The organism is Chryseobacterium camelliae (assembly GCF_030818575.1).
Classification (GTDB): Bacteria; Bacteroidota; Bacteroidia; order Flavobacteriales; family Weeksellaceae; genus Chryseobacterium; species Chryseobacterium camelliae_A.
In genome coordinates this window covers 2,844,859-2,865,270 of record NZ_JAUTAL010000001.1, presented here as the reverse complement: position 1 = coordinate 2,865,270, position 20,412 = coordinate 2,844,859, and the positions used below count along the sequence as shown (strand labels likewise).

General features: G+C 40.7%; 22 protein-coding genes and 1 tRNA gene. 11 read left to right on the top strand and 12 right to left on the bottom strand.

The genetic code is table 11. The annotated features are described in order from the left end of the window. Positions 1-38 precede the first annotated feature (38 nt). Positions 39-109: transfer RNA gene (locus QE404_RS13040), tRNA-Gln, on the bottom strand. Positions 110-213: 104 nt separating this feature from the next. Here QE404_RS13040 and QE404_RS13035 point away from each other — a divergent pair. From QE404_RS13035 to htpG, 5 genes are all read left to right on the top strand, one after another. Continuing rightward, on the top strand, positions 214-1,224 hold the full coding sequence (locus tag QE404_RS13035) for an AMP-binding protein (protein ID WP_307451113.1): 1,011 nt from the start codon (positions 214-216) through the stop codon (positions 1,222-1,224). Positions 1,225-1,261: 37 nt separating this feature from the next. Beyond that, positions 1,262-1,654, top strand: coding sequence for an alternative ribosome rescue aminoacyl-tRNA hydrolase ArfB (gene arfB, locus QE404_RS13030; protein WP_307451111.1), 393 nt, complete (start codon positions 1,262-1,264; stop codon positions 1,652-1,654). A 40-nt stretch (positions 1,655-1,694) separates the two neighbouring features. Beyond that, complete coding sequence (locus QE404_RS13025) at positions 1,695-2,366, top strand: hypothetical protein (protein WP_307451109.1); 672 nt, start codon at positions 1,695-1,697, stop codon at positions 2,364-2,366. A 26-nt stretch (positions 2,367-2,392) separates the two neighbouring features. Continuing rightward, positions 2,393-3,364 (top strand): deoxyhypusine synthase family protein, encoded by a 972-nt coding sequence (locus QE404_RS13020; RefSeq protein WP_307451107.1) that lies wholly within the window; start codon positions 2,393-2,395, stop codon positions 3,362-3,364. Between the two features lie 235 nt (positions 3,365-3,599). Further along, positions 3,600-5,492: a molecular chaperone HtpG gene (htpG, locus tag QE404_RS13015; protein ID WP_307451105.1), complete on the top strand. Its 1,893-nt coding sequence runs from the start codon at positions 3,600-3,602 to the stop codon at positions 5,490-5,492. Between the two features lie 191 nt (positions 5,493-5,683). Here the strand turns inward: htpG and QE404_RS13010 are convergent, their stop codons facing one another. Genes QE404_RS13010 through QE404_RS13000 form a run of 3 tightly spaced genes read right to left on the bottom strand, consistent with a single transcriptional unit; the run spans position 5,684 to position 7,094 of the window. Further along, complete coding sequence (locus QE404_RS13010) at positions 5,684-6,007, bottom strand: hypothetical protein (protein WP_307451103.1); 324 nt, start codon at positions 6,005-6,007, stop codon at positions 5,684-5,686. Between the two features lie 44 nt (positions 6,008-6,051). Further along, positions 6,052-6,834: a GLPGLI family protein gene (locus QE404_RS13005; protein ID WP_307451102.1), complete on the bottom strand. Its 783-nt coding sequence runs from the start codon at positions 6,832-6,834 to the stop codon at positions 6,052-6,054. A 50-nt stretch (positions 6,835-6,884) separates the two neighbouring features. Beyond that, positions 6,885-7,094 (bottom strand): hypothetical protein, encoded by a 210-nt coding sequence (locus QE404_RS13000; RefSeq protein WP_307451100.1) that lies wholly within the window; start codon positions 7,092-7,094, stop codon positions 6,885-6,887. Positions 7,095-7,231: 137 nt separating this feature from the next. On the opposite strand from QE404_RS13000, the gene QE404_RS12995 reads away from it, so the two are divergent. Next, positions 7,232-7,609, top strand: a complete 378-nt coding sequence (locus QE404_RS12995) for a helix-turn-helix domain-containing protein (RefSeq protein ID WP_307451099.1) — start codon at positions 7,232-7,234, stop codon at positions 7,607-7,609. 5 nt (positions 7,610-7,614) lie between these two features. On the opposite strand, the gene QE404_RS12990 is transcribed toward QE404_RS12995, so the two are convergent. Beyond that, positions 7,615-7,911 (bottom strand): MGMT family protein, encoded by a 297-nt coding sequence (locus QE404_RS12990; protein ID WP_307451097.1) that lies wholly within the window; start codon positions 7,909-7,911, stop codon positions 7,615-7,617. A gap of 105 nt (positions 7,912-8,016) precedes the next feature. Here QE404_RS12990 and QE404_RS12985 point away from each other — a divergent pair, with 105 nt between their 5' ends. After that, positions 8,017-8,163, top strand: a complete 147-nt coding sequence (locus tag QE404_RS12985) for a hypothetical protein (protein ID WP_307451095.1) — start codon at positions 8,017-8,019, stop codon at positions 8,161-8,163. A 78-nt stretch (positions 8,164-8,241) separates the two neighbouring features. On the opposite strand, the gene recA is transcribed toward QE404_RS12985, so the two are convergent. The 3 genes from recA to QE404_RS12970 all read right to left on the bottom strand — a co-directional run bounded on the left by recA (position 8,242) and on the right by QE404_RS12970 (position 11,498). Further along, a complete protein-coding gene (gene recA, locus QE404_RS12980) occupies positions 8,242-9,243 on the bottom strand; it encodes a recombinase RecA (RefSeq protein ID WP_307451093.1) in 1,002 nt (333 codons plus the stop codon). A gap of 194 nt (positions 9,244-9,437) precedes the next feature. After that, entirely contained in the window at positions 9,438-10,625 is a 1,188-nt protein-coding gene (locus QE404_RS12975; RefSeq protein WP_307451090.1) for an oxygenase MpaB family protein, read from the bottom strand. 75 nt (positions 10,626-10,700) lie between these two features. Then, positions 10,701-11,498, bottom strand: a complete 798-nt coding sequence (locus QE404_RS12970) for a response regulator transcription factor (protein WP_307451089.1) — start codon at positions 11,496-11,498, stop codon at positions 10,701-10,703. 181 nt (positions 11,499-11,679) lie between these two features. Between QE404_RS12970 and QE404_RS12965 the strand changes: the two genes are divergently transcribed. Next, the gene (locus QE404_RS12965; protein WP_307451087.1) at positions 11,680-12,624 is read left to right on the top strand and encodes a hypothetical protein; all 945 of its coding nucleotides are present in this window, start codon (positions 11,680-11,682) and stop codon (positions 12,622-12,624) included. Between the two features lie 57 nt (positions 12,625-12,681). On the opposite strand, the gene gap is transcribed toward QE404_RS12965, so the two are convergent. From gap to QE404_RS12945, 4 genes are all read right to left on the bottom strand, one after another. Further along, positions 12,682-13,686, bottom strand: a complete 1,005-nt coding sequence (gene gap, locus QE404_RS12960) for a type I glyceraldehyde-3-phosphate dehydrogenase (protein WP_307451085.1) — start codon at positions 13,684-13,686, stop codon at positions 12,682-12,684. 30 nt (positions 13,687-13,716) lie between these two features. Then, positions 13,717-14,703, bottom strand: a complete 987-nt coding sequence (gene pfkA, locus QE404_RS12955; RefSeq protein WP_307451083.1) for a 6-phosphofructokinase — start codon at positions 14,701-14,703, stop codon at positions 13,717-13,719. A 218-nt stretch (positions 14,704-14,921) separates the two neighbouring features. After that, positions 14,922-15,680 carry a TIGR03915 family putative DNA repair protein gene (locus tag QE404_RS12950; RefSeq protein ID WP_307451081.1) on the bottom strand — a complete coding sequence of 253 codons (759 nt, stop codon included), beginning with the start codon at positions 15,678-15,680 and terminating at the stop codon, positions 14,922-14,924. 333 nt (positions 15,681-16,013) lie between these two features. Continuing rightward, complete coding sequence (locus QE404_RS12945; RefSeq protein ID WP_307451079.1) at positions 16,014-17,273, bottom strand: putative DNA modification/repair radical SAM protein; 1,260 nt, start codon at positions 17,271-17,273, stop codon at positions 16,014-16,016. A 146-nt stretch (positions 17,274-17,419) separates the two neighbouring features. Between QE404_RS12945 and QE404_RS12940 the strand changes: the two genes are divergently transcribed. From QE404_RS12940 to QE404_RS12930, 3 genes are all read left to right on the top strand, one after another. After that, a complete protein-coding gene (locus QE404_RS12940) occupies positions 17,420-18,748 on the top strand; it encodes a hydroxymethylglutaryl-CoA reductase, degradative (protein ID WP_307451078.1) in 1,329 nt (442 codons plus the stop codon). Between the two features lie 166 nt (positions 18,749-18,914). Further along, positions 18,915-19,985, top strand: coding sequence for a hypothetical protein (locus QE404_RS12935; RefSeq protein WP_307451076.1), 1,071 nt, complete (start codon positions 18,915-18,917; stop codon positions 19,983-19,985). A 1-nt stretch (position 19,986) separates the two neighbouring features. Next, the gene (locus tag QE404_RS12930; RefSeq protein ID WP_307451074.1) at positions 19,987-20,373 is read left to right on the top strand and encodes a DUF423 domain-containing protein; all 387 of its coding nucleotides are present in this window, start codon (positions 19,987-19,989) and stop codon (positions 20,371-20,373) included. The last annotated feature ends 39 nt before the right edge of the window (positions 20,374-20,412 follow it).

The following is a 20,412-nucleotide window of genomic DNA, read 5'->3' as shown; positions in this document are numbered from 1 at the left end:
CAAAAAAAAGAGACAAATCTCTAAGATTTGCCTCTCGGTAGACCCACAGGGATTCGAACCCCAGATGACTGAACCAAAATCAGTAGTGTTACCGCTACACCATGGGTCTGTGTTTGTTTGTTTCAGTGGTGCAAATTTACAGCTTTTTTCTTTACATGCAAGGGGTTCACAAACTTTTTTTTAAATTTACTCCACTTTTTATGAAGGACGAATATGGCAAGTAAATTCAATAATCTCAGAATTAATAATTTAGATGCGGGAGCTGAATTTGAAAAAAAAATCGTTTTTTTTCTTGAAAATTGGTTTTCGGATTCTGAAAAGGTAGAGGTACAGACTTCAGGCTCAACCGGAATCCCTAAAGTTTTTGAAATTGAGAAAAAGCGGATGGTGAATTCTGCAAAAATGACCTGTGATTTTCTGGGACTGAAAGAAGGAGACACAGCATTGTTATGTCTTCCGGTAGAATACATTTCCGGAAAAATGATGCTCGTACGGTCAGCAATAAGGCATCTTGAGCTTTTCATTTCCGAACCGTCAGTAAAGCCTCTAAAGAATCTTGACCGGGAAATCGACTTCTGTGCGTTGACACCTTTGCAGGTAGAACATTCTTTGGACCGGCTGCCGTTGGTGAAGAATCTCATTATTGGCGGAGCGGCAGTTTCCGAAAGTCTGAAGCAGAAAATATCGGGTTCTGAAAATCATATCTACGAAACATATGGCATGTCGGAAACCCTCTCTCATATTGCCTTAAAACAGCTTGCTCCGGTAAGCGAAGATTATTTTACAGCTTTTGATCAGGTCTCCATTGCTACAGATGATAGGGGATGTCTAAAGATTTACGCTCCGGAGCTGAATGAAGAAGTTCTGCAGACCAACGATCTGGTGGAGATTATTAACGAAAAGCAGTTCAGATTTCTGGGAAGGGCGGATAACGTAATTAATTCTGGCGGAGCCAAAATATTCCCTGAACAGCTGGAAACTGTGGTAAAGAGAGAAATTCCGAATGAAGCAGTATTCTTAGGGCTGGAAGACGAAATTTTGGGTCAGAAATTGATACTGGTTATAGAAGGAGAGGATTCGGATAAAATCAGGGAAGTGATTCAAAATATTCCTTTTGAAAAAAGTTTTCATCATCCTAAAGATATTATATTCATTTCTGAAATTCCAAGGACTCCAAACGGGAAGGTCAGCCGGATAGGACTAAAAGAGAAGGTCAGTCAGTAAAAAAGAAGCATGAGCAGATTCAAATTGTAAAAATGGTATGAGAGATTTTTCAAAGGAACTTCAGTTTAAAACGTCACGCAGCAGTGGGGCAGGTGGCCAGAATGTCAATAAGGTGGAGACTTCTGTTACCGTATTGTGGAATGTTTCCGGCTCAGCATTTTTTAATGATGCTCAAAAGGCTTTGATTTCGGATAAGCTCAGAAACCGGATCAATGCAGAAGGCATGTTGTTTCTTACCGTGTCTGAAAGCAGGACGCAGCTGATGAATAAGAACAAAGCCATTGAAAAAATAATGGAGGTGGTAGATAAAGCGCTGATTGTTCCTAAGAAAAGGTTTGCTACAAAACCCTCTAAAGGACAAAAGCAAAAGCGGCTGGATACCAAAAAGAAAATTTCTGAAAAGAAAGAAAACCGGCGGTTTAAATTTTGATACTCCTGTAAAAAACTTATTTTTGCCGGAAAATTTGATCATGACAAAAAAACTAATAACACTGGGAGTTTTATCCCTTTCCCCTTTTTTCTTTGCACAACAGAAATTTTCCATCATACCATCGGTAGGATACGCCTGGAGGACAGCGGAAACCGCTTCCGGATTGTCCAGGGATGAAAGAGAATACGTAAAGGACCTGAAGCATGGGGTCAACTTTGATATTGCGGCGTATTATCACCCCAAAGGAAGTGCTACCATTGCGATAGGAGTGAAGTATTCCGATTTCAGTGCTTCCAGCAGCGGATTTATGACAGCTTCTAATAATAATGGTACCGTATATTCTATTCCTGTCACTACCAAAGATAGAATTACATTCTTCGGACCATCCATTTTTATTTCCAATTATAATGAGCCTTCAAGACATAAGCTCTTTGTTGACCTGGCATTAGGTGTCATTACGTATACCACAAAAACTACGGCGACCAATACGCCGGTCAATGCCAAAGGAAAAGGAAGCAATCTCGGGATGGATGCCGGTATAGGATATCAGTATATGATCCACAAAAACTTCATGATAGGTCCTAAGCTCGGGCTTACCGCAGGAACGCTGAGGAAGATGACCGTTAATGGTGTAGCTTATGAATTCGGGGAGAAAGAAAGAGAAGGTTTACACCGAGTTTCTCTGAGTGCAGCCGCTACATTCCGTTTTTAAGTTTTATCTTTGCAAAAATCAAAATAATGAGCAAACCGATTTCTGAATTTATAGAAAAATATTACCTTCATTTCAATGCGGCTGCATTGGTGGATGCTTCAAAAGGCTATGTTGCCCATCTGAAAGACGGCGGGAAAATGATGATTACGCTGGCAGGAGCCATGTCTACGGCTGAACTGGGAAAAATCCTTGCAGAAATGATCCGTCAGGGAAAAGTGGATTTCATTTCGTGTACAGGAGCCAACCTGGAAGAGGACCTGATGAACCTGGTGGCGCATTCTCACTATGAAAGAGTACCTCATTACCGGGACCTGACGCCGCAGGAAGAATGGGGTCTTCTTGAAAGAGGGCTGAACAGGGTAACCGATACCTGCATTCCTGAGGAGGAAGCGTTCAGAAGGTTGCAGAAACATATCGTGGAAATCTGGAAAGATGCTGAAGCCAAAGGCGAGCGTTATTTCCCTCATGAATACATGTATAAAATGATCCTTTCAGGAGTTTTGGAGCAGTACTATGAGATCCCGAGAGAAAACTCATGGATGATTGCAGCAGCTGAGAAAAACCTTCCGATTGTAGTTCCGGGATGGGAAGATTCTACTATGGGAAATATCTTCGCTTCTTACTGCATCAAAGGTGAGCTTAAGCCTTCTACTATGAAATCAGGAATTGAATACATGACTTACCTTGCTGACTGGTATACTAAGAATTCAGCAGGAAAAGGAGTAGGATTCTTCCAGATCGGAGGAGGTATTGCAGGGGATTTCCCAATCTGTGTGGTGCCGATGCTGTACCAGGATATGGAAATGCATGACATTCCGTTCTGGTCGTATTTCTGCCAGATTTCAGATTCGACAACCTCTTACGGATCGTATTCAGGTGCTGTTCCTAATGAGAAAATTACCTGGGGTAAACTGGATATCACCACACCGAAATTTATCGTCGAAAGTGATGCTACCATCTGTGCGCCTCTGATGTTCTCATATATCCTTGAAAACTAAATAGACTAGTAAATAAAATACAAGACGCTTCAATTTTTTGAAGCGTTTTTTATGGCTTATTTTTCAAGGTAAGTTAAGTGATTTTGTAGTAATCATTGGCTAAGTTTGAGAAGCCGTAATGGTCTGTTTTAGATCTTGCTTTTTGCATCACGTTTAACGAAATGTCAATATGTCACTTTATCCGGATCGGTATTTTTTTTGTGAAAGTAAAGAAAATTAAAAACAAAAAATTATTATGACTAAGGGAAATATTAATGTATCGGTGGAAAACATTTTTCCGCTTATCAAAAAGTTTCTGTACAGCGATCATGAAATTTTCTTAAGGGAACTTATTTCAAATGCTACAGATGCGACTTTAAAACTGAAACACCTAACCGGGATCGGTGAGGCAAAGGTAGAATACGGAAATCCGAAAATTGAAGTAAAGCTTGATAAAGAACAGAAAACTCTCCGTATTATTGACCAGGGAATCGGGATGACCGGCGAAGAAGTTGAGAAATACATCAATCAGGTAGCTTTCTCCGGAGCAGAAGAATTCCTTGAAAAATATAAGGATACGGCTAAAGATGCAGGAATTATCGGGCACTTTGGTCTTGGGTTTTATTCTGCCTTCATGGTGGCTGAAAAAGTTGAGATCTTAACGAAATCTTACAAGGATGAACCGGCAGTACGATGGATCTGTGACGGAAGCCCTGAGTTCACTCTTGAAGAAACCACAGAAAAAACCGACAGAGGAACGGAAATTATCCTTCATATTGCGGAAGATTCTACCGAGTTTCTGGAAGAAAGCAGAATCCGCGAACTGCTGCTGAAATACAATAAATTCATGCCTGTTCCGATTAAATTCGGGACCAAAACACATACATTGCCTTTACCGGAAGATGCCCCGGAAGATGCTGTGGCTGAAACCGAGGAAGTGGACAATATCATCAATAATCCTACGCCAGCATGGACGATTGCCCCAAGCGAACTGACTAATGAGGATTATATGAAGTTCTACCATGAGCTGTATCCGATGCAGTTTGAAGAACCTCTCTTCCACATCCATCTGAACGTGGATTATCCTTTCAACCTTACTGGTATCCTGTTCTTCCCTAAGCTGAATAATAATTTAAATATTGAAAAGGACAAAATTCAGCTGTACCAGAACCAGGTGTTCGTTACAGATGAGGTGAAAGGCATCGTTCCTGACTTCCTTATGCTCCTGCGAGGAGTTATCGACTCTCCGGATATCCCATTGAACGTTTCGCGCTCTTACCTGCAGGCCGATGGTGCTGTGAAGAAAATCTCCTCCTACATCACGAAGAAAGTAGGGGATAAAATGGCCTCACTGATCAATGAAAACCGTGAGGATTACGAGAAAAAGTGGAATGACATTAAGGTGGTCATCGAATACGGGATCGTCACTGAAGAAAAGTTTGCTGAAAAAGCAGATAAATTTACCTTATACCCTACTACTGACGGCAAATACTTCCTATGGAATGAGCTGGAAGAGAAGATAAAACCTCTACAGACCGATAAAGACGGTAAACTGATCATCCTCTATGCTACCCATGCTGATGAACAGCACAGCTACATCCAGTCTGCCAGAGATAAAGGATATGAAGTGCTTCTTCTGGATTCTCCAATCGTTCCGCATGTGATCCAGAAGCTTGAAGGGTCAAAAGAAAATGTTTCCTTTGCACGGGTAGATGCCGATCATATTAATAACCTGATCAAAAAAGATGAACCTGTCATAGCCAAGCTTAACGATACGGAAAAAGAATCCCTGAAGAAAGAAGTGGAAGAGGCGATTAAAGATGCCAAGTTTACGGTTCAGCTTGAGGATCTCGACAGCACGGATGCTCCGTTTACCATTACCCAGCCTGAATTCATGCGAAGAATGAAAGACATGCAGGCGACCGGAGGAGGCGGAATGTTTGGTATGGGAGGATTCCCGGAGATGTATAATCTCGTGGTGAACTCCAACAGCGATTTTGCCGGCCAGATTTTAAAAACAGAATCTGCGGAAGCCAAAGAAAGCCTGATCCGCCATGCGCTTGACTTGGCTAAACTTTCACAGAACTTACTGAAAGGAAAAGATCTTACTGACTTCATCCAGAGAAGTTATCAACAGATTACCCAATAAAAAAAGCGTTTCGGCGAGGCCACAGGCCTCGCCGAAACTTTTAACACATCACTCCCCTCCATAGGTTAAATTAACCTCCACATTTCATTTTTTCTGAATGCTGATAACCTCAGATTCTTTACTGTTGTACTCCATCACCTGAATATCAGTACAAATATTATATAAAAAGAGGCTGATGGACAGCCTCTTTGTCACTTTTTAACGGCGATGATAACTGTTTTTACGTTTCCGTAAGAATAGTGTAGCTTTTCTATTTCCGCGCTGTCTTTAATAATGGTAAAGTCCCTGATCTTACCCCGGGCCATCAGACGTTCAATGTCCACCAAATCAGAAACCTTCCCGTCCAATAAGGCTATGGTCTGCTGCTTTTGTACTTTGGCAGCATAGTTAAGATCAAGCATACGGCGGTTTTGTTCATAATCCGTGCTGTAATCGACAACGGGTTGTGAGGATTTTTTACTGCAGCTGCAAAGCAGGGCGAAAAACAGGATTATAATAAAAAAGTATTTCATCATTTTTTATATTGTTTCATCAAATATAAAAATTTCCAAGTGACTGATTAATCTATGCTTAATTCTATCGGATTATAATGTTGGGCTCTTTCCCTGGCTTTTTTCAATATATAACTTAATGTTTCAGGATCTGTAATCAGTTTATTGTAATTATTCGGATCTGTAATTTCTTTCCTTTGGAAATCAAAAACTTTACTTTTCCGGACAGTTGATGCATCAGGTGACATATTTGCCGATTGACAGAAGTATGTTCTTTTCCTGAAATCATACAGCGAAAATACATAGTCTTTATTTTCATCGTACACTTCTATGATCAGTCCGGGAAGCTTATTGAATTTATACGGTCCGAACGGAAAGGGAATGTCCCTGGTGAACCAGGCAACCCAGGTTCTGCCGTATTTTTTAGTAACCGCTTTTTGGCAGCGGTATCCGTTTAAAGATTGATGCTCATTAACGATTTGCCATTTAAGGCTGTTGGTTTCTTCATAGGTAAAAGGTTTATTGCCTATAGGCAGTGTTACATACAGCTTGCCTGATGTGGTGCCGATATATTCAGGGAAATCGGTGATGAATCGCAGCCCTTCCCTGAAGTCCGTCTTCTCATGGATTTTCTTCTCATACTTCAAAGAATCCTCTCCATATTTCTTCATGCTCTTATAATAAGATGCTTTGGTATTTATGAGTAAGGCAAATGTTTCTTCCTGGGTTATTGGATTTACTTTCTGATCTTTGTATACCATCTTATAATCTGCTTCATAAAGGAAATTAAAACCCTGGGATTTCGCAAAAACTGTAATCAGTATCATTGCCGGCAAAAGGTATTTTTCCATGGTGATTGCGATTGAAAGCAATATCGTTTGGTATATACCTTGAAAAACGATTAATGATTGTAGATTATAATGAAAGTATTTGCACTTCCGCATACATCGCCAATAATGGGATTTAAGGTATTTAAAATCTTTCTGTACTCCATATCTTTTATTCCTGCATCACTTGCATTCACAATTTTTCCACACGAAGTTCTGAAAAGAAATGCACTGGCGAATCCCGCAACTCCAAGAGCTGCCAATAAAAATAATTTTTTCATCATTTGAAGAATTAAATGGTTTGCAGGACAAACTTATGGATATGTACAGCTTGAGACAAGGATATTGATTGCACATTTGTTGTTAATTTGTTGTGCAATAGGTGTACAAATTGTACTTTTATTGCTTTAAAAACTTTATCATGCAAAAGGAAAAGCTACGTTTATTAAGGAAGAGAAAGGGATACACACAAAAAGATATTGCAGAAGTCATTGCTACGGATGTATCCAATTACAGCAGGAAGGAAAGTGGCGACGTAAGAATCATTAAAGATGAATGGGAAAAAATTGCTAAATTTCTCAATGTATCAGTAGATGAGATCTATGAGGAGGACGAACCCAGAGTAATTGTCAATAATGAAAATCCTGTATTCAATGACAATGCAGTTTCAGCAGGGGTTATGACACAATTCAACAGTATTTCTACCTCTGTCATTCAAAATCTTCAGGACTATATCGATCTTTTGAAGAAAGAAATAGACCGGCTGAATGAAGAGGTACAGGAGTTAAAAAATAAATAGATGCATTAAATTTCTTTCAGAGGATCCCAAAAGAGCGTTTTAAAATTTTTGATTCTCAAATTCTGTATGGTAATTCCTTCTGCTTCAAGCCTGGATTGGAATTCCGGAACAGACAGGATGCCTGAAGCGGAAATGACCCGGTGTGCCGGCACATCCTTAGGACAGCCGCCCATCGCTTTTCCAACATGCCTGGAGTGGTTAGGATACCCTACAGCTTTAGCTATGGCTCCGTAAGTGGATACGCGGCCTTTGGGAATCATCCTGACCAGTTCGTAGACCTGCTTTTTAAAGATATTGTCCATATGGTTGTGCTTTTAATCTGTGATTGTTAAACTGTTTGCATCATTTTTGAACTCTGTGTCTGGCAGTGTTCTGAAAGCCTGGATGCTTTGCTAAAAGATAAAGTTATGAAAAAATCATTTTTTAAATTCCTTAACCGGGTAAATAAAGCCGTCCTGCCCAAATTAAGCGGCAAAGATCCGAATAGCCTGACAAAGTTACAAAAGGCTATCCTGGCCTATCGGTATTTCGTGCTGGTCAATTCTCTGGACTGATTGTTTTGCTAAAGTGCAGATTTTAACAAACAAAAAAGACAGCCCTGAAGCTGTCTCTATATTCAATCTCTGAAAACCTTATTTGTTTTTCAGTTCTTCCTTAATTTTATTTTCCAGCTCTTCAGCAAGATCCGGATTATCTTTCAATACATCTTTGACAGCATCACGTCCCTGGCCTAATTTGGTCTCTTCGTAGCTGAACCATGAACCGCTTTTCTTCACGATTCCCTGTTCTACAGCCTGATCAAGGATTTCTCCTGTTTTGGATACACCTTCTCCGTACATAATGTCGAATTCAGCCTGTTTGAATGGAGGAGCTACCTTATTTTTAACAATTTTAACCTTCACACGGCTTCCCACGGCTTCATCACCATTCTTAATAGGTGCACTGGCTTTTCTGATGTCAACCCTTACCGAAGCGTAGAACTTCAAAGCGTTCCCACCGGTAGTGGTTTCAGGATTCCCGAACATGACCCCGATTTTCTCTCTCAGCTGGTTGATAAAGATGACGGTACATTTAGTTCTTGAAATCGTGGCCGTCAATTTTCTTAACGCCTGAGACATCAGCCTTGCGTGAAGACCCATTTTGGAATCACCCATTTCACCTTCAATCTCCGCTTTTGGTGTAAGTGCGGCTACTGAGTCGATTACTACGATGTCAATGGCACCGGAACGGATCAGGTTATCCGCAATTTCCAAAGCCTGCTCACCGTTGTCCGGTTGTGAAATAATAAGGTTTTCCAGGTCGATTCCCAATTTTGCCGCGTAAGTCCTGTCAAATGCGTGCTCGGCATCGATAAAAGCTGCGATCCCGCCCGCTTTCTGTGCTTCAGCAATAGCATGCAGGGTGAGAGTGGTTTTACCTGAGGATTCAGGGCCGTAAATTTCGATGATCCTTCCTCTTGGATATCCGCCAACGCCTAAAGCGATGTCTAACCCTAAGGATCCGGAAGGGATTACTTCAATGGTATTGTCCACAGAATCATCTCCCAGGGTCATTACAGTCCCTTTTCCGTACGTTTTGTCAAGTTTGTCAAGCACTAGCGCAAGTGCTTTTTTCTTATCGTCTATATTGCTCATTAGTTGTCTTAAATACTGTATCAAATTTACGAAAATTTAACGTCAAAAACTAGTAATATTTGTTTTTGAGCACGGATATTATAGTTAAAATTTTTATAAAAAATGCATTCTTTTGAACCAGCGCCTAATCAATTTTTAAAACGCTTGTTTTTTCTCCGGTACGGTTTTGATTTTTAGGGTTAAATGATTGGTAATCAATGAAAATTTGATCTTTGTGTAATGTTATGATAGTCATTCAGGACTTTCATCTGGCTGCTGTCACCTTTTCTGATTCTCGCTTTTCGGCTTACAAATGCATCATACATTCTGTTGATTGTTCGTTTGGTTAAAGGAAATGCCTTCTTGAGAGGGACATCAGGAATCTGGAGCCTTTTGCAGACTTCATCATCCAGCAAAAACCATGTACAGCAGATATGCAGGTACCGTAAATTTTCCCTTTGAAAATCATATTTCAGGATAGGATTTTCCAGGGATTCATTGAGTAGGGAATGGGCAAGCAAAACAGAATCCCGGTCGGCAGAAGGCTGATTGGAAGTCCAGAGGTAAAAATACTCGGTAGCCTGTTTTTTATTATCCGGCAGCAATTGTTCCGGTATGCCCAATAAGTAGCCGACATATTTCCAAAGGTGGAAAATACCTAATTCTTCTTCCTCTGAAAATCTGTTTCCAAGCTTATGCAGGCTGTGGAGGAATACGAGGCTGAATCCTGTGTAGGTAGCCATCATATCCCATGAATTAATAGGCTCTCCCCAGTTTTCTGTATCCCACTCCTGATAATGTTTTTTGATGGAAAGCCGGGCGAAGGAGTGGATCATCCGGGTTTTGATGGCAAATTCGTAGCCTTTCGCATGCAGGTCCAGAGCATCATACCGGGTAACATTCACCCAGAAGTCCAGGGTTTCCGAAAGCCTTTTTACGGCCCCCTTTTTCAGGGCACCGGTAATGATCAGCGGTTTATTCAGGTAGGCGAAATCATAACCGCCCATCAGGCAGTAATCCCGGAGTGAAATCAGTGAATCCAGGTTGCAGCGCATGCACAGTTCGGCACCACTTCTTAGGAGATTGTAATCCAGCCAGTCAGGGATCTTTTGGGTTTGAAGGAAAAGTTGTCTGACACTTTCTGGAACATCATCCTGTCCTGAAACCGGATTCCGGATGAACAGCTCGATTTCTTTTGACGCTTCCAAAAACTGACGCGTAAAATATATCTCTTTTACTACCTCGTCTCCGGCTTCATCAGTATGGTAAAAGTAGGGGGCAAACTTTTGAAATTCGTCAAGGCTTACTTCAGCTCCCGAAAATTCAATAAGCTGCTTCCCATTGCCTTTGGTCCAGAAATGCCTGAAGTGTTCGGAATCTGAAAATCTCGGTCCTGTCATCATACGCTTTCTTTATACTAAAGGTACAATTTTTACACCGTAACAGGCAATGAGCTTTATCATGCTACCGGCTATTATTTACAGGTATCCCCATTCGAAAGCTTTCCTGATCAGTTCCGAACTGTTCCTGGCATCAGCTTTTTTCAGGATGTTTTTCCTGTGCGTTCGGACCGTTTCCTGAGAAATATTCAGCATGTCGGAAATTTCACCTGTGGCATATCCTTTTGCAATACAGCTGAGAATTTCCACTTCTCTTTTGGTAAACACTACAGCAGCGGATTTTGAGCAGCCATCATTTTTCATCCATTGCATCTGGTGGAAATCTTCCCGCCCGTTGATGCCGGAAACCAGTATTATATAGGAATTGTAGCGCGTAATGTGTTCAATATGGGTATGGATATTAATGGCTTGTAGGAGCCTGCCGTTTTCGTCCTTATAGGTATGCAGGGCCTGATGGTGAAAAAGTTCGTAATTGCCTGTGGAAGTCCTCATCCTGAAACAGTAGCTGGCTTTAAGATCCTGCTGATAATCAAAACCTTTGATTTCCCTCATTTTTTCTATAGACATCCGTTCGGCTTCCATAACAAATTCAAGGTCATCAGGATGGATCAGGTCTATGATCTCTTTCAGGTGTAAAGGATATTTGCAGAGACCATGTATCTTCAGGATGTTTTCATGATGATGGCTGAGGGTACTGTCTGCAAAGTTGATTACATAATAATAAAACTTACCCGGGGCAAAGACTTCCCCGATTACCTGCTCGATAGGCGGAGCGGGTAATATCCTGTTGTCATTTTGCCGTATTTCCGGGTAATCATTCCATACTTTAATAAGGGGATGCGGTTTTCTGGCTTGGGGCAGATATTTTTTATTCATGGCTAAAGTTTTTATAAAATTAATGAAAATTCTGAAAATCACCCTTTTGCGGTATTTTCAATAAGAGAGATGTATCGTAGTTTTACAATACAAACCATGAAAACTCAATTCTTAACCGCTTATCGTTTAAGGATGGGTTTTCTGATTATGCTACAAAACTTTAACCTAAAAACGAATAATTATGAGAACAACAACCTTACTATTGCTTTTACTTGGCTGGGTAGAAATGACAAATGCTCAAATTAATCAAGATAATTTACAAAAATGGCAGGAAGATAAATTTTCTGATGATATTTATAATCCTATAAATTTTATAACTATTACTGAACGAATGCCTAAAGCTAATGGATCAAATACAAGATATAAATTTATCTTAAATGCCGGACTCGATTATATTAAAAAGGGTTCTCAGATACACATAGATTTTGATAGGAAGTCTGTAGATGCCTTAGGTCCTAATTGTAAATTACGAGTATTAGCATACATTCAAAGAAAAGATAAAACCATAAAGCCATTAAATGTTTTTGGATTTACTGTAGTCGAAGAAAAATCAGAGAATATTGAATCTATGAAAAATGGGAATATTTCAAGTTCAAATGATGTCAAATATGTGTATGCAGTCAATACCAATAAAGAGAACGGAGAATCTTATTCCGGAGAAATTAATCTGGCATGGGAGGAAATCTCAACTGATGACAAAATTGTTTTACATATAACCAACGAAGCTAAAAATAATACGGGTTTTACAATGGTTTTGGTTTATGATGATTTCGGATGGAAACAAAGTCCAACGGGAGGTTTTAGTTTTGTTAAAATAGCGGAAAAAGAATTTACAGAGTTTTCTCCTGCAGCAAGTATTGGATATACTTTCAGATATGAACCACGTAAATCAAGTTCTTTTTGGCTGCATTTTTTATCTCCAAGCTTCGGGCCAATGCTGCACGTATTTCAAAATAACGAAAACACTACAATTGGCGCAGGATTATCTGTGTCAACATTTTACAATATGGTAAGTTTTGGCGGAGGATGGACCATCAATGGAGTCAATCACAATAAACCCTATTTTTCAATTGGGCTTAATTTTATAGAAAGCTATAATACCTTAACCGGACTATTGAAGAAGTGATATAATAAAAAAACCTTCCATCTGGAAGGTTTTTTATTACTTATCGCTCATTACTCATTACAAAGAAGCTGCATGGATCAGCATGTCAACTAATTTGTTAGAGTAACCCATTTCATTGTCATACCAAGAAACAAGTTTCACGAAATTAGGAGAAAGCATAATTCCGGCATCTTTATCGAAGATAGAAGTTCTCTTATCTCCTACGAAATCCTGAGATACTACCGCATCCTCAGTATATCCAAGGATACCTTTCAATTCTCCTTCGGAAGCTTCTTTGATCGCTGCGCAGATCTCATCGTAAGAAGTCGCTTTCTCAAGTCTTACAGTAAGGTCAACCACAGAAACGTCTACAGTAGGTACTCTGAAAGACATACCGGTTAATTTTCCGTTCAGCGAAGGAATTACTTTACCTACTGCTTTAGCAGCACCGGTAGAAGACGGGATGATATTGTTTAGAGCGGCTCTACCACCTCTCCAGTCTTTCATAGAAGGACCGTCAACGGTTTTCTGGGTAGCTGTAGTTGCATGTACAGTAGTCATCAGACCTTCCTCGATCCCGAATTTATCGTGGATTACTTTAGCTAAAGGAGCCAAACAGTTGGTTGTACAAGAAGCGTTGGATAAAATTTTGATATCGTCAGTAAGCTCTTTGTGGTTTACTCCCATTACGAACATTGGAGTATCATCTTTGGAAGGAGCGGAAAGGATTACTTTTTTGGCTCCTGCGTTAATGTGTTTAGCAGCATTTTCTTTATCTAAGAAAAGCCCTGTAGATTCTACGATATAGTCTGCACCTACTTCATTCCATTTAAGGTTGTTCGGGTCTTTTTCAGCAGTAACTCTGATCTTTTTTCCGTTTACCACAAGGTCATTTCCTTCTACGGAAACTTCTCCCGGGAAAATACCGTGTACAGAATCATATTTCAGCATATAAGCCATATATTCTGCGTTGATCAGGTCATTGATTCCTACTACTTCGATGTTATCTCTTTCAGTCATTGCTCTGAATACAAGACGTCCGATTCTACCAAACCCGTTGATACCTACTTTGATTGTTGACATAATAGTTTGTTTTAATTATAAAAAATAATATTAGATTGCTAAGATTTCAGAAATTAGCAAAAGGTCTTTATTGATTTCATTATGTTTTTTAATGGCTTCCTCGATAGGGGTGAATACCAGTTCATTGGAACGCATTCCGGCCATTACATTGGTTTGCCCGTCCATCAGGCCTACTACGGCACCGAAGCCCAGCCTGCTTGCTAAGACACGGTCTGCGCAGCTTGGGGAACCGCCTCTCTGGATATGCCCCAGTACGGTAACCCGGATATCATAATCCGGAAACTCATCTTTGGTCTGCTTGGCCAGGTCATAAACATTTCCCAGTTTTTCTCCTTCTGCAACAACAACGATGCTGGAGGCTTTTCCTGTCTTCTCAGCATTTCTGAAGTTCGCAAAAAGATCATCCATGCTGTCCTTTGTTTCAGGAATGAGGATGTCCAGTGCACCTGTTGCCAGGCCACTGTTCAGTGCAATAAAACCGGCATCTCGGCCCATTACTTCCACAAAGAAAACCCTGTTGTGAGAAGTGGCGGTATCCCGGATTTTATCAATGGCTTCCATGGCTGTATTCAGGGCAGTGTCATACCCGATGGTATTGTCTGTACCGAAAATGTCATTATCAATGGTTCCGGGAACACCCACAACCCTGATTCCGAATTCTTCGTTAAAGATTTTCGCTCCTGTAAAGGTACCGTCTCCACCGATGCAGACTAAACCGTCTATGCCCAGTTTCATACAGTTGTCGTACGCTTTCTGGCGTCCTTCCTTCGTTTTGAATTCCATGGAGCGGGCTGATTTGAGGATCGTGCCACCCTGGTTGATGATATTTTTAACGGAACGTGGCCCCATTTTCAGGAAATCCCCGCTGATAAGGCCATTATAGCCTTCTCTTACTCCGTAGCATTCAATATGATAATAATTGGCGGTCCTTACTACCGCTCTTAAGGCTGCGTTCATCCCCGGAGAATCTCCTCCTGAGGTAAGAACCGCAATTTTTTTCACAGCACTCTCTTTCATCTGGTAAAAAATTTCGAACACAAATCTACAAAAACAAGTTCAGATAATAGTAGTAACTGCATAAGACTTTTGGATATTGTACGTTAAAAACTTCTGAAATTTACAGGATTGAAAATTTATCCTGCAACTTTTATTTATTTTGAGCCTGTGTTCAGATCGTACATAAAGGAATTTTTTATGAATCAGGTTGAGGGGAGCATAAATTTCCGGATTTGCAACTACCATTTTTCGGTCAGGTATTTCCAGTACCTTCTCGGAACATGCTGAAGATGCAGTTTGATGTTTTTCCGTTCTACAATATTGGTTCTGGTGAAATACCTTTGCCAGAGTGTCTGGTAGTTTTTTTCCTGATCATGGAACTTCTGCTCATACTTTTTCAGGTCGATCTTTTCGTCCGGGTAGAAAAAATCACAGGTTTCAAGGTCATACAGGAGGCCGTAGTTCCGCCTGAGGTCATAGATCATCCACTTCTGGTCCTGATACCGGTCTTTAAAATGTTTCCGGATCAGGGGAAGGACATTGAAGTCGGGATCGATTTTAGCAAAAAATACCTCATCCTGCATTTTTTCAAAGCGAACGAAGGCGGTCATCCTGTGCCTCTCGCGGCTTACCGATTTACAGATCTTGGAAATTTTCAAAATATGGCTGTCGGCATAATTTTGCAGGATATTCTCTCCGGGAAACTGTACAGATTGCCTCACTGCCGATAAAATCAGCTGCTCGGCTTCCGGATCTTCGGACAGGTACACTTTCAAAAGTTCATGGATGCCGTGTTTACCTATATTTTGCTCCAGTTTATTCAACACCCGTTCCGATTTTTCCTGCTGGGTAATCACTTCATGGATGTCTGCAAAAATATTCTCCTGACAAAAATTTTCCCTGCTTACGATTTCAATATCTTGATACCGGTATTCAAAAACTTCAAATACCGCTGTGTATAAACCATCAAAACTTCCGTCATAGACTAGCGTAGTCATTAATTAATGTTGAAATTTAATAATTTGAAAATGTGATCATTCAAAAATAATTCGGGATATCTTTGCTTCCGTGAAGAACTCTTACCAAATTCCGAATTTTTTATGGATTAATCAAAAATATCTTCCAAATCTTGATCTGCATTTCTGATAAAACATAAAATTTTTCAGGCATTGTTGCTGTTCTTTTTCTTTCTGGACGTAATAATATCTTTTACTGAACGGAAACTTACATTACTATTCTATCCCTTTTCTATATTGTTCCTGTTTTTGGTGAAACAGACGTTCATCTTACGTTGTTTTAACAATGTCCAGATTTAGCAAATACGGACATTGTTAAAACAACGTAAGCTGCTGGGAAAACTGATTGTGAAATTTGGATGAACTTCCTCCGGTGATCAGTTTCCTGAAGTTTTTATCAGTCAGATACCTTAAATAAGCATTGCCAGCATTAAAATCAATAAAATATTTGGCCCGGTTAACGGCGGCACCTAATTTCGTCAGGTGATCCATGGTAAGTACCTGGAAACGTCTTGCACTGACAATCTTCTTAGCGGTTTTTACACCGATCCCCGGAATTCTTAAGATCATCTGGTAATCTGCAGTCTGAAGATTAACCGGGAACTGGTCGAGGTGCCTCAATGCCCAGCTCATTTTAGGATCCACTTCAAGATCCAGGAACGGCATATGCGGATCCAGGATTTCTTCTGCCTTAAAACCGTAAAACCTCATAAGCCAGTCTGACTGATATAAACGGTTTTCCCTGAGCATGGGAACTTCCGTTGTTAAAGCCGGAAGCCTTTTGTCTTCTAATACCGGTACATATCCTGAATAATACACCCTTTTAAGACTGAAATTTTTATAAAAGTGATCGGCTACTTTGATGATCTGAAGGTCATTTTCATTGGTAGCACCTACAATCATCTGGGTAGACTGCCCAGCCGGAGCAAATTTCGGGACTTTCCTGAAGATTTTCTTCTCGTCCTTATACTGATCGATCCCTTTCTGGATGTACTTCATGGGATTCAGCATATCCTGGCGGTTCTTTTCAGGAGCCAGAAGCTTAAGCCCACTTTCAGTAGGAATTTCAAGGTTGACGGAAAGGCGGTCTGCATATAATGCCGCTTCCTGCATCAGCTCATCACTTGCACCCGGAATGGATTTTAAGTGGATATAGCCATTGAAATTCTCTTCAAGGCGCAGCTTTTTGGCTACCCTTACCAGACGCTCCATCGTGGTATCAGCATTTTTGAAGATTCCGGAACTCAGGAATAGGCCTTCAATATAATTCCTGCGATAAAAATTAATGGTAAGGTCTACCACTTCTTCCACCGTGAAGGCGGCTCTTTTAATATCGTTCGAGCTTCTGGACACACAATAGGCACAATCGTAAATACAATGATTGGTCAGCAGGATTTTAAGAAGTGAAACACATCGTCCGTCCTCAGTATAGGTATGGCAAATGCCGCTTACTGAACTGTCGCCCAGAGCTCCTTTTTTGTTTTTTCTCGTTCCCCCGCTGGATGAGCAGGAAACATCATATTTCGCTGCGTCGGCAAGGATTTCAAGTTTTTCTTTCAGACGGTCAAAATTCATTCTTTAAATTGAAAATCTATATGTTAGATGAAATTTATACATCAAATGTAGGGTTAAAATTGACAAATATCAACGTTTTTTGATTGAAGTTATCAACAAGTGAAAGTTACAAAATCACTATATTTACCCTTCTTTAAAGTTACACTATGAATCATCAACCGGTTGAAGGTTTTTCCAAACTTTCAAAGCAGCGAAAAATCGATTGGCTAATCTCAGAATATCTCAGCAACGATCGCAGTTACGAGCAGATCCTACAGCAATATTGGAATAATAATGCCGAACTGCAGAAGCTCCATGAAGAGTTTTCTGAAAATACGGTCTCCAACTTTTATATGCCTTACGGGATTGCCCCGAACTTCCTGATTGACGGGAAACTGCTGGCCCTTCCCATGGCCGTTGAAGAAAGTTCCGTAGTGGCGGCAGCCTCCAAGGCAGCTAAATTCTGGATTGATAAAGGCGGATTTAAAACCACGATCATCAATACCGAAAAGCTGGGACATACCCATTTTATATTGAACGTAGAACCGCATAAATTATTGCACTTCTTCAACTTCAGGCTGAAGAAAAAACTGCTTGAAGCCACGGAAGATATTACTGCCAATATGAGAAAACGCGGTGGCGGAATCCTGGACATCAAACTGATTGACAAGACCTCCGAAATGGCACATTATTACCAGCTAAAAGCCAGCTTTGATACCGTAGATTCCATGGGGGCAAATTTCATCAACTCCTGCCTGGAACAGTTCGGAAAAACCCTGAAGCAGGAAGTGGGAGAGAGCAGTGATTTCTCCCGGGAAGAGAAAGATTCGCTCCAGATTGTGATGAACATCCTTTCCAATTTCACTCCGGACTGTATCGTGAGAGCTGAGGTATCCTGCAAAATTGAAGACCTGAAGGATGACAGCGGGATTTCCAATGAAGAGTTTGCCCGTAAATTCAAACAGGCAGTTACCATTGCCGAAATCGAACCTTTCCGAGCTACTACCCATAACAAAGGGATCATGAATGGAGTAGATGCCGTGGTTATTGCTACAGGAAACGATTTCAGGGCTACTGAAGCCTGTGCCCATGCGTATGCCGCAAGGAACGGAAAGTACTCATCCCTGACGCATTGTACAACAGATAACGGGATTTTCAGGTTCTGGATAGACCTTCCTATTTCTGTAGGGGTGGTAGGTGGTTTAACGAACCTCCATCCTCTGGTGAAATTCTCACTGGCACTTTTGGGAAAACCGTCTGCACAGGAGTTGATGAGTATCCTGGCCGTATCCGGACTGGCCCAGAATTTCGGGGCGTTGAGGTCTTTAGTGACTACTGGAATCCAGAAAGGGCACATGAAAATGCATCTGCTGAACATTTTGAATCAACTGGGTGCAACCGAAGAGGAAAAGCAGCACTTTGTCACTTATTTTAAAGATAAAACGGTGAGCCATCATGAGGTAATCAGTGAATTTAACAGATTGAGAGGCCAATAATGATACAGATCATCCTGTCCGTTGTATTTTTGATTTTCGGTGTATTTCTAAAGGTAACCCGTCATCCAGGCTTCAGGAGTTCCAAAAGATTTTCTGTGCTGTTTATCATTTTAGGAACGTTAACGCTGATGGCGAAATTAATATTAATCTATTTAGCATCAAAGCAATGAAAAAGATTTTTGTCTTATGCATCATGATTTCCGGATTGTGTTTTTCCCAGCAGAAAAATGTGAAAATTACCGATTTGCCGCCGAGATCTGAAGACTTCGTTTTTCCAGTGGTTGCGTATCCGCAAAATGAAAGGGTGGAGAATAAGATCAATACATTCCTGCAGGTAGATCTGCTGAAATATATTCCGGGAAGTGCAGGTAGCCCTTTTCAGAAGGTAGCGGCCAGTGAAAAGTCCCCTTCTCGCTATGTCTATTTTTACAGCTGGAAAAAAATGGATACTCCGGAAAATATCCTGAGCATCGATATCGAAGGCGAAGCTTCAGGGGCGTATCCCGAAGGCTTCCGTATATGGGAGAATTTTGATCTCCGGACGGGAAACGCGATCAATACCGAAGATCTTTTTCTGCCGACAGCTGTAAAAACCGTGGAGGGCATGATAACAAAGAAGGTACAGAAAGAGATCAACGATTTCCTGGTTAAATTAAAAGCAGAGAAAAACCCTACCGAAGATATCAAGGATCAGATTGCCCTTTATGAGGGATGCGATACAGATTATCCTCTCGGAACTATCGGATACTATTTTGGAAAGGATAAAATAACATTTGTTGCAGAAAGATGCTCTAATCATGCCATGAGAGCACTGGATGAGCTGGACAGCTATTTCATTGATTTTTCTTACAGGGAGCTACAGCCGTATTGGGCACCTTATACAAAAAATCTGTTGTCAGGCTCTAAGCATGTAGACCAAACTGGGCTCAGCAATAAATTGTATCACGGGAAGATCGACGGGAAGTATCCAATTACCGTATTAATGGGCGAGCTCGACTCTGATGGTTCTTTTTCTGCAGATTACTGGTATGATAAAAATAAAAAACTGATCGAGTGGTACGGAAAACTGAAAGGAAACCATATTTCCATTACCGAAAGCGACCATTACAGTGAGGAAGCAAGGCAATGGATGCTGAAAGGTTTTGTAGAAGCAGAACTGAAGGGCAATACCATTACAGGAACCTGGCAGGATTATGAAACAAAAAAATATTTAAAACTGGAATTAGAAGAATTATAGTATGAAAACACTTACATTGATTTTTGGTGCCGTTTACGGAATGCTGTCCGTGATTTTGGGAGCGTTCGGGGCACACGCATTAAAGAAAATCCTTTCTGTGGAAAGGCTGGAGAGTTTTGAAACTGGTGTGCGCTACCAGATGTATGCCGCCTTCTTTTTACTGATCGTAGGGTATATCCTTAAATTTGAAACCACTTCGGAGAAATGGGTTTCGATCCTGATGATTGCCGGAACCATTCTTTTCTCTTTCAGTATTTATTTACTAAGCCTGCAGGACTATCTTGGCGCCAACCTGAAGTTTCTGGGTCCGATCACGCCGCTTGGGGGCCTTATGATGATCCTGAGTTGGGGAATGCTGATCTGGTATTTCGCGAAAAACAGAATATAATATCATGCTTTTAGTCTGCGCTGGATTAATACACTGAGC

Bases quoted from the DNA above. Each gene is read 5' to 3' on its own strand.
- QE404_RS12950 (WP_307451081.1), bottom strand. From the start codon at position 15,680: ATGACTACGCTAGTCTATGACGGAAGTTTTGATGGTTTATACACAGCG.
- QE404_RS12990 (WP_307451097.1), bottom strand. From the start codon at position 7,911: ATGGACAATATCTTTAAAAAGCAGGTCTACGAACTGGTCAGGATGATT.
- QE404_RS12945 (WP_307451079.1), bottom strand. From the start codon at position 17,273: ATGAATTTTGACCGTCTGAAAGAAAAACTTGAAATCCTTGCCGACGCA.
- QE404_RS13025 (WP_307451109.1), top strand. From the start codon at position 1,695: ATGACAAAAAAACTAATAACACTGGGAGTTTTATCCCTTTCCCCTTTT.
- QE404_RS13010 (WP_307451103.1), bottom strand. From the start codon at position 6,007: ATGATGAAATACTTTTTTATTATAATCCTGTTTTTCGCCCTGCTTTGC.
- QE404_RS12975 (WP_307451090.1), bottom strand. From the start codon at position 10,625: ATGATGACAGGACCGAGATTTTCAGATTCCGAACACTTCAGGCATTTC.
- htpG (WP_307451105.1), top strand. From the start codon at position 3,600: ATGACTAAGGGAAATATTAATGTATCGGTGGAAAACATTTTTCCGCTT.
- pfkA (WP_307451083.1), bottom strand. From the start codon at position 14,703: ATGAAAGAGAGTGCTGTGAAAAAAATTGCGGTTCTTACCTCAGGAGGA.
- recA (WP_307451093.1), bottom strand. From the start codon at position 9,243: ATGAGCAATATAGACGATAAGAAAAAAGCACTTGCGCTAGTGCTTGAC.
- QE404_RS12940 (WP_307451078.1), top strand. From the start codon at position 17,420: ATGAATCATCAACCGGTTGAAGGTTTTTCCAAACTTTCAAAGCAGCGA.
- QE404_RS12930 (WP_307451074.1), top strand. From the start codon at position 19,987: ATGAAAACACTTACATTGATTTTTGGTGCCGTTTACGGAATGCTGTCC.
- QE404_RS12995 (WP_307451099.1), top strand. From the start codon at position 7,232: ATGCAAAAGGAAAAGCTACGTTTATTAAGGAAGAGAAAGGGATACACA.
- QE404_RS12935 (WP_307451076.1), top strand. From the start codon at position 18,915: ATGAAAAAGATTTTTGTCTTATGCATCATGATTTCCGGATTGTGTTTT.
- QE404_RS13035 (WP_307451113.1), top strand. From the start codon at position 214: ATGGCAAGTAAATTCAATAATCTCAGAATTAATAATTTAGATGCGGGA.
- gap (WP_307451085.1), bottom strand. From the start codon at position 13,686: ATGTCAACAATCAAAGTAGGTATCAACGGGTTTGGTAGAATCGGACGT.
- QE404_RS12970 (WP_307451089.1), bottom strand. From the start codon at position 11,498: ATGAATAAAAAATATCTGCCCCAAGCCAGAAAACCGCATCCCCTTATT.
- QE404_RS12985 (WP_307451095.1), top strand. From the start codon at position 8,017: ATGAAAAAATCATTTTTTAAATTCCTTAACCGGGTAAATAAAGCCGTC.
- QE404_RS13005 (WP_307451102.1), bottom strand. From the start codon at position 6,834: ATGGAAAAATACCTTTTGCCGGCAATGATACTGATTACAGTTTTTGCG.
- QE404_RS13020 (WP_307451107.1), top strand. From the start codon at position 2,393: ATGAGCAAACCGATTTCTGAATTTATAGAAAAATATTACCTTCATTTC.
- arfB (WP_307451111.1), top strand. From the start codon at position 1,262: ATGAGAGATTTTTCAAAGGAACTTCAGTTTAAAACGTCACGCAGCAGT.
- QE404_RS13000 (WP_307451100.1), bottom strand. From the start codon at position 7,094: ATGATGAAAAAATTATTTTTATTGGCAGCTCTTGGAGTTGCGGGATTC.
- QE404_RS12965 (WP_307451087.1), top strand. From the start codon at position 11,680: ATGAGAACAACAACCTTACTATTGCTTTTACTTGGCTGGGTAGAAATG.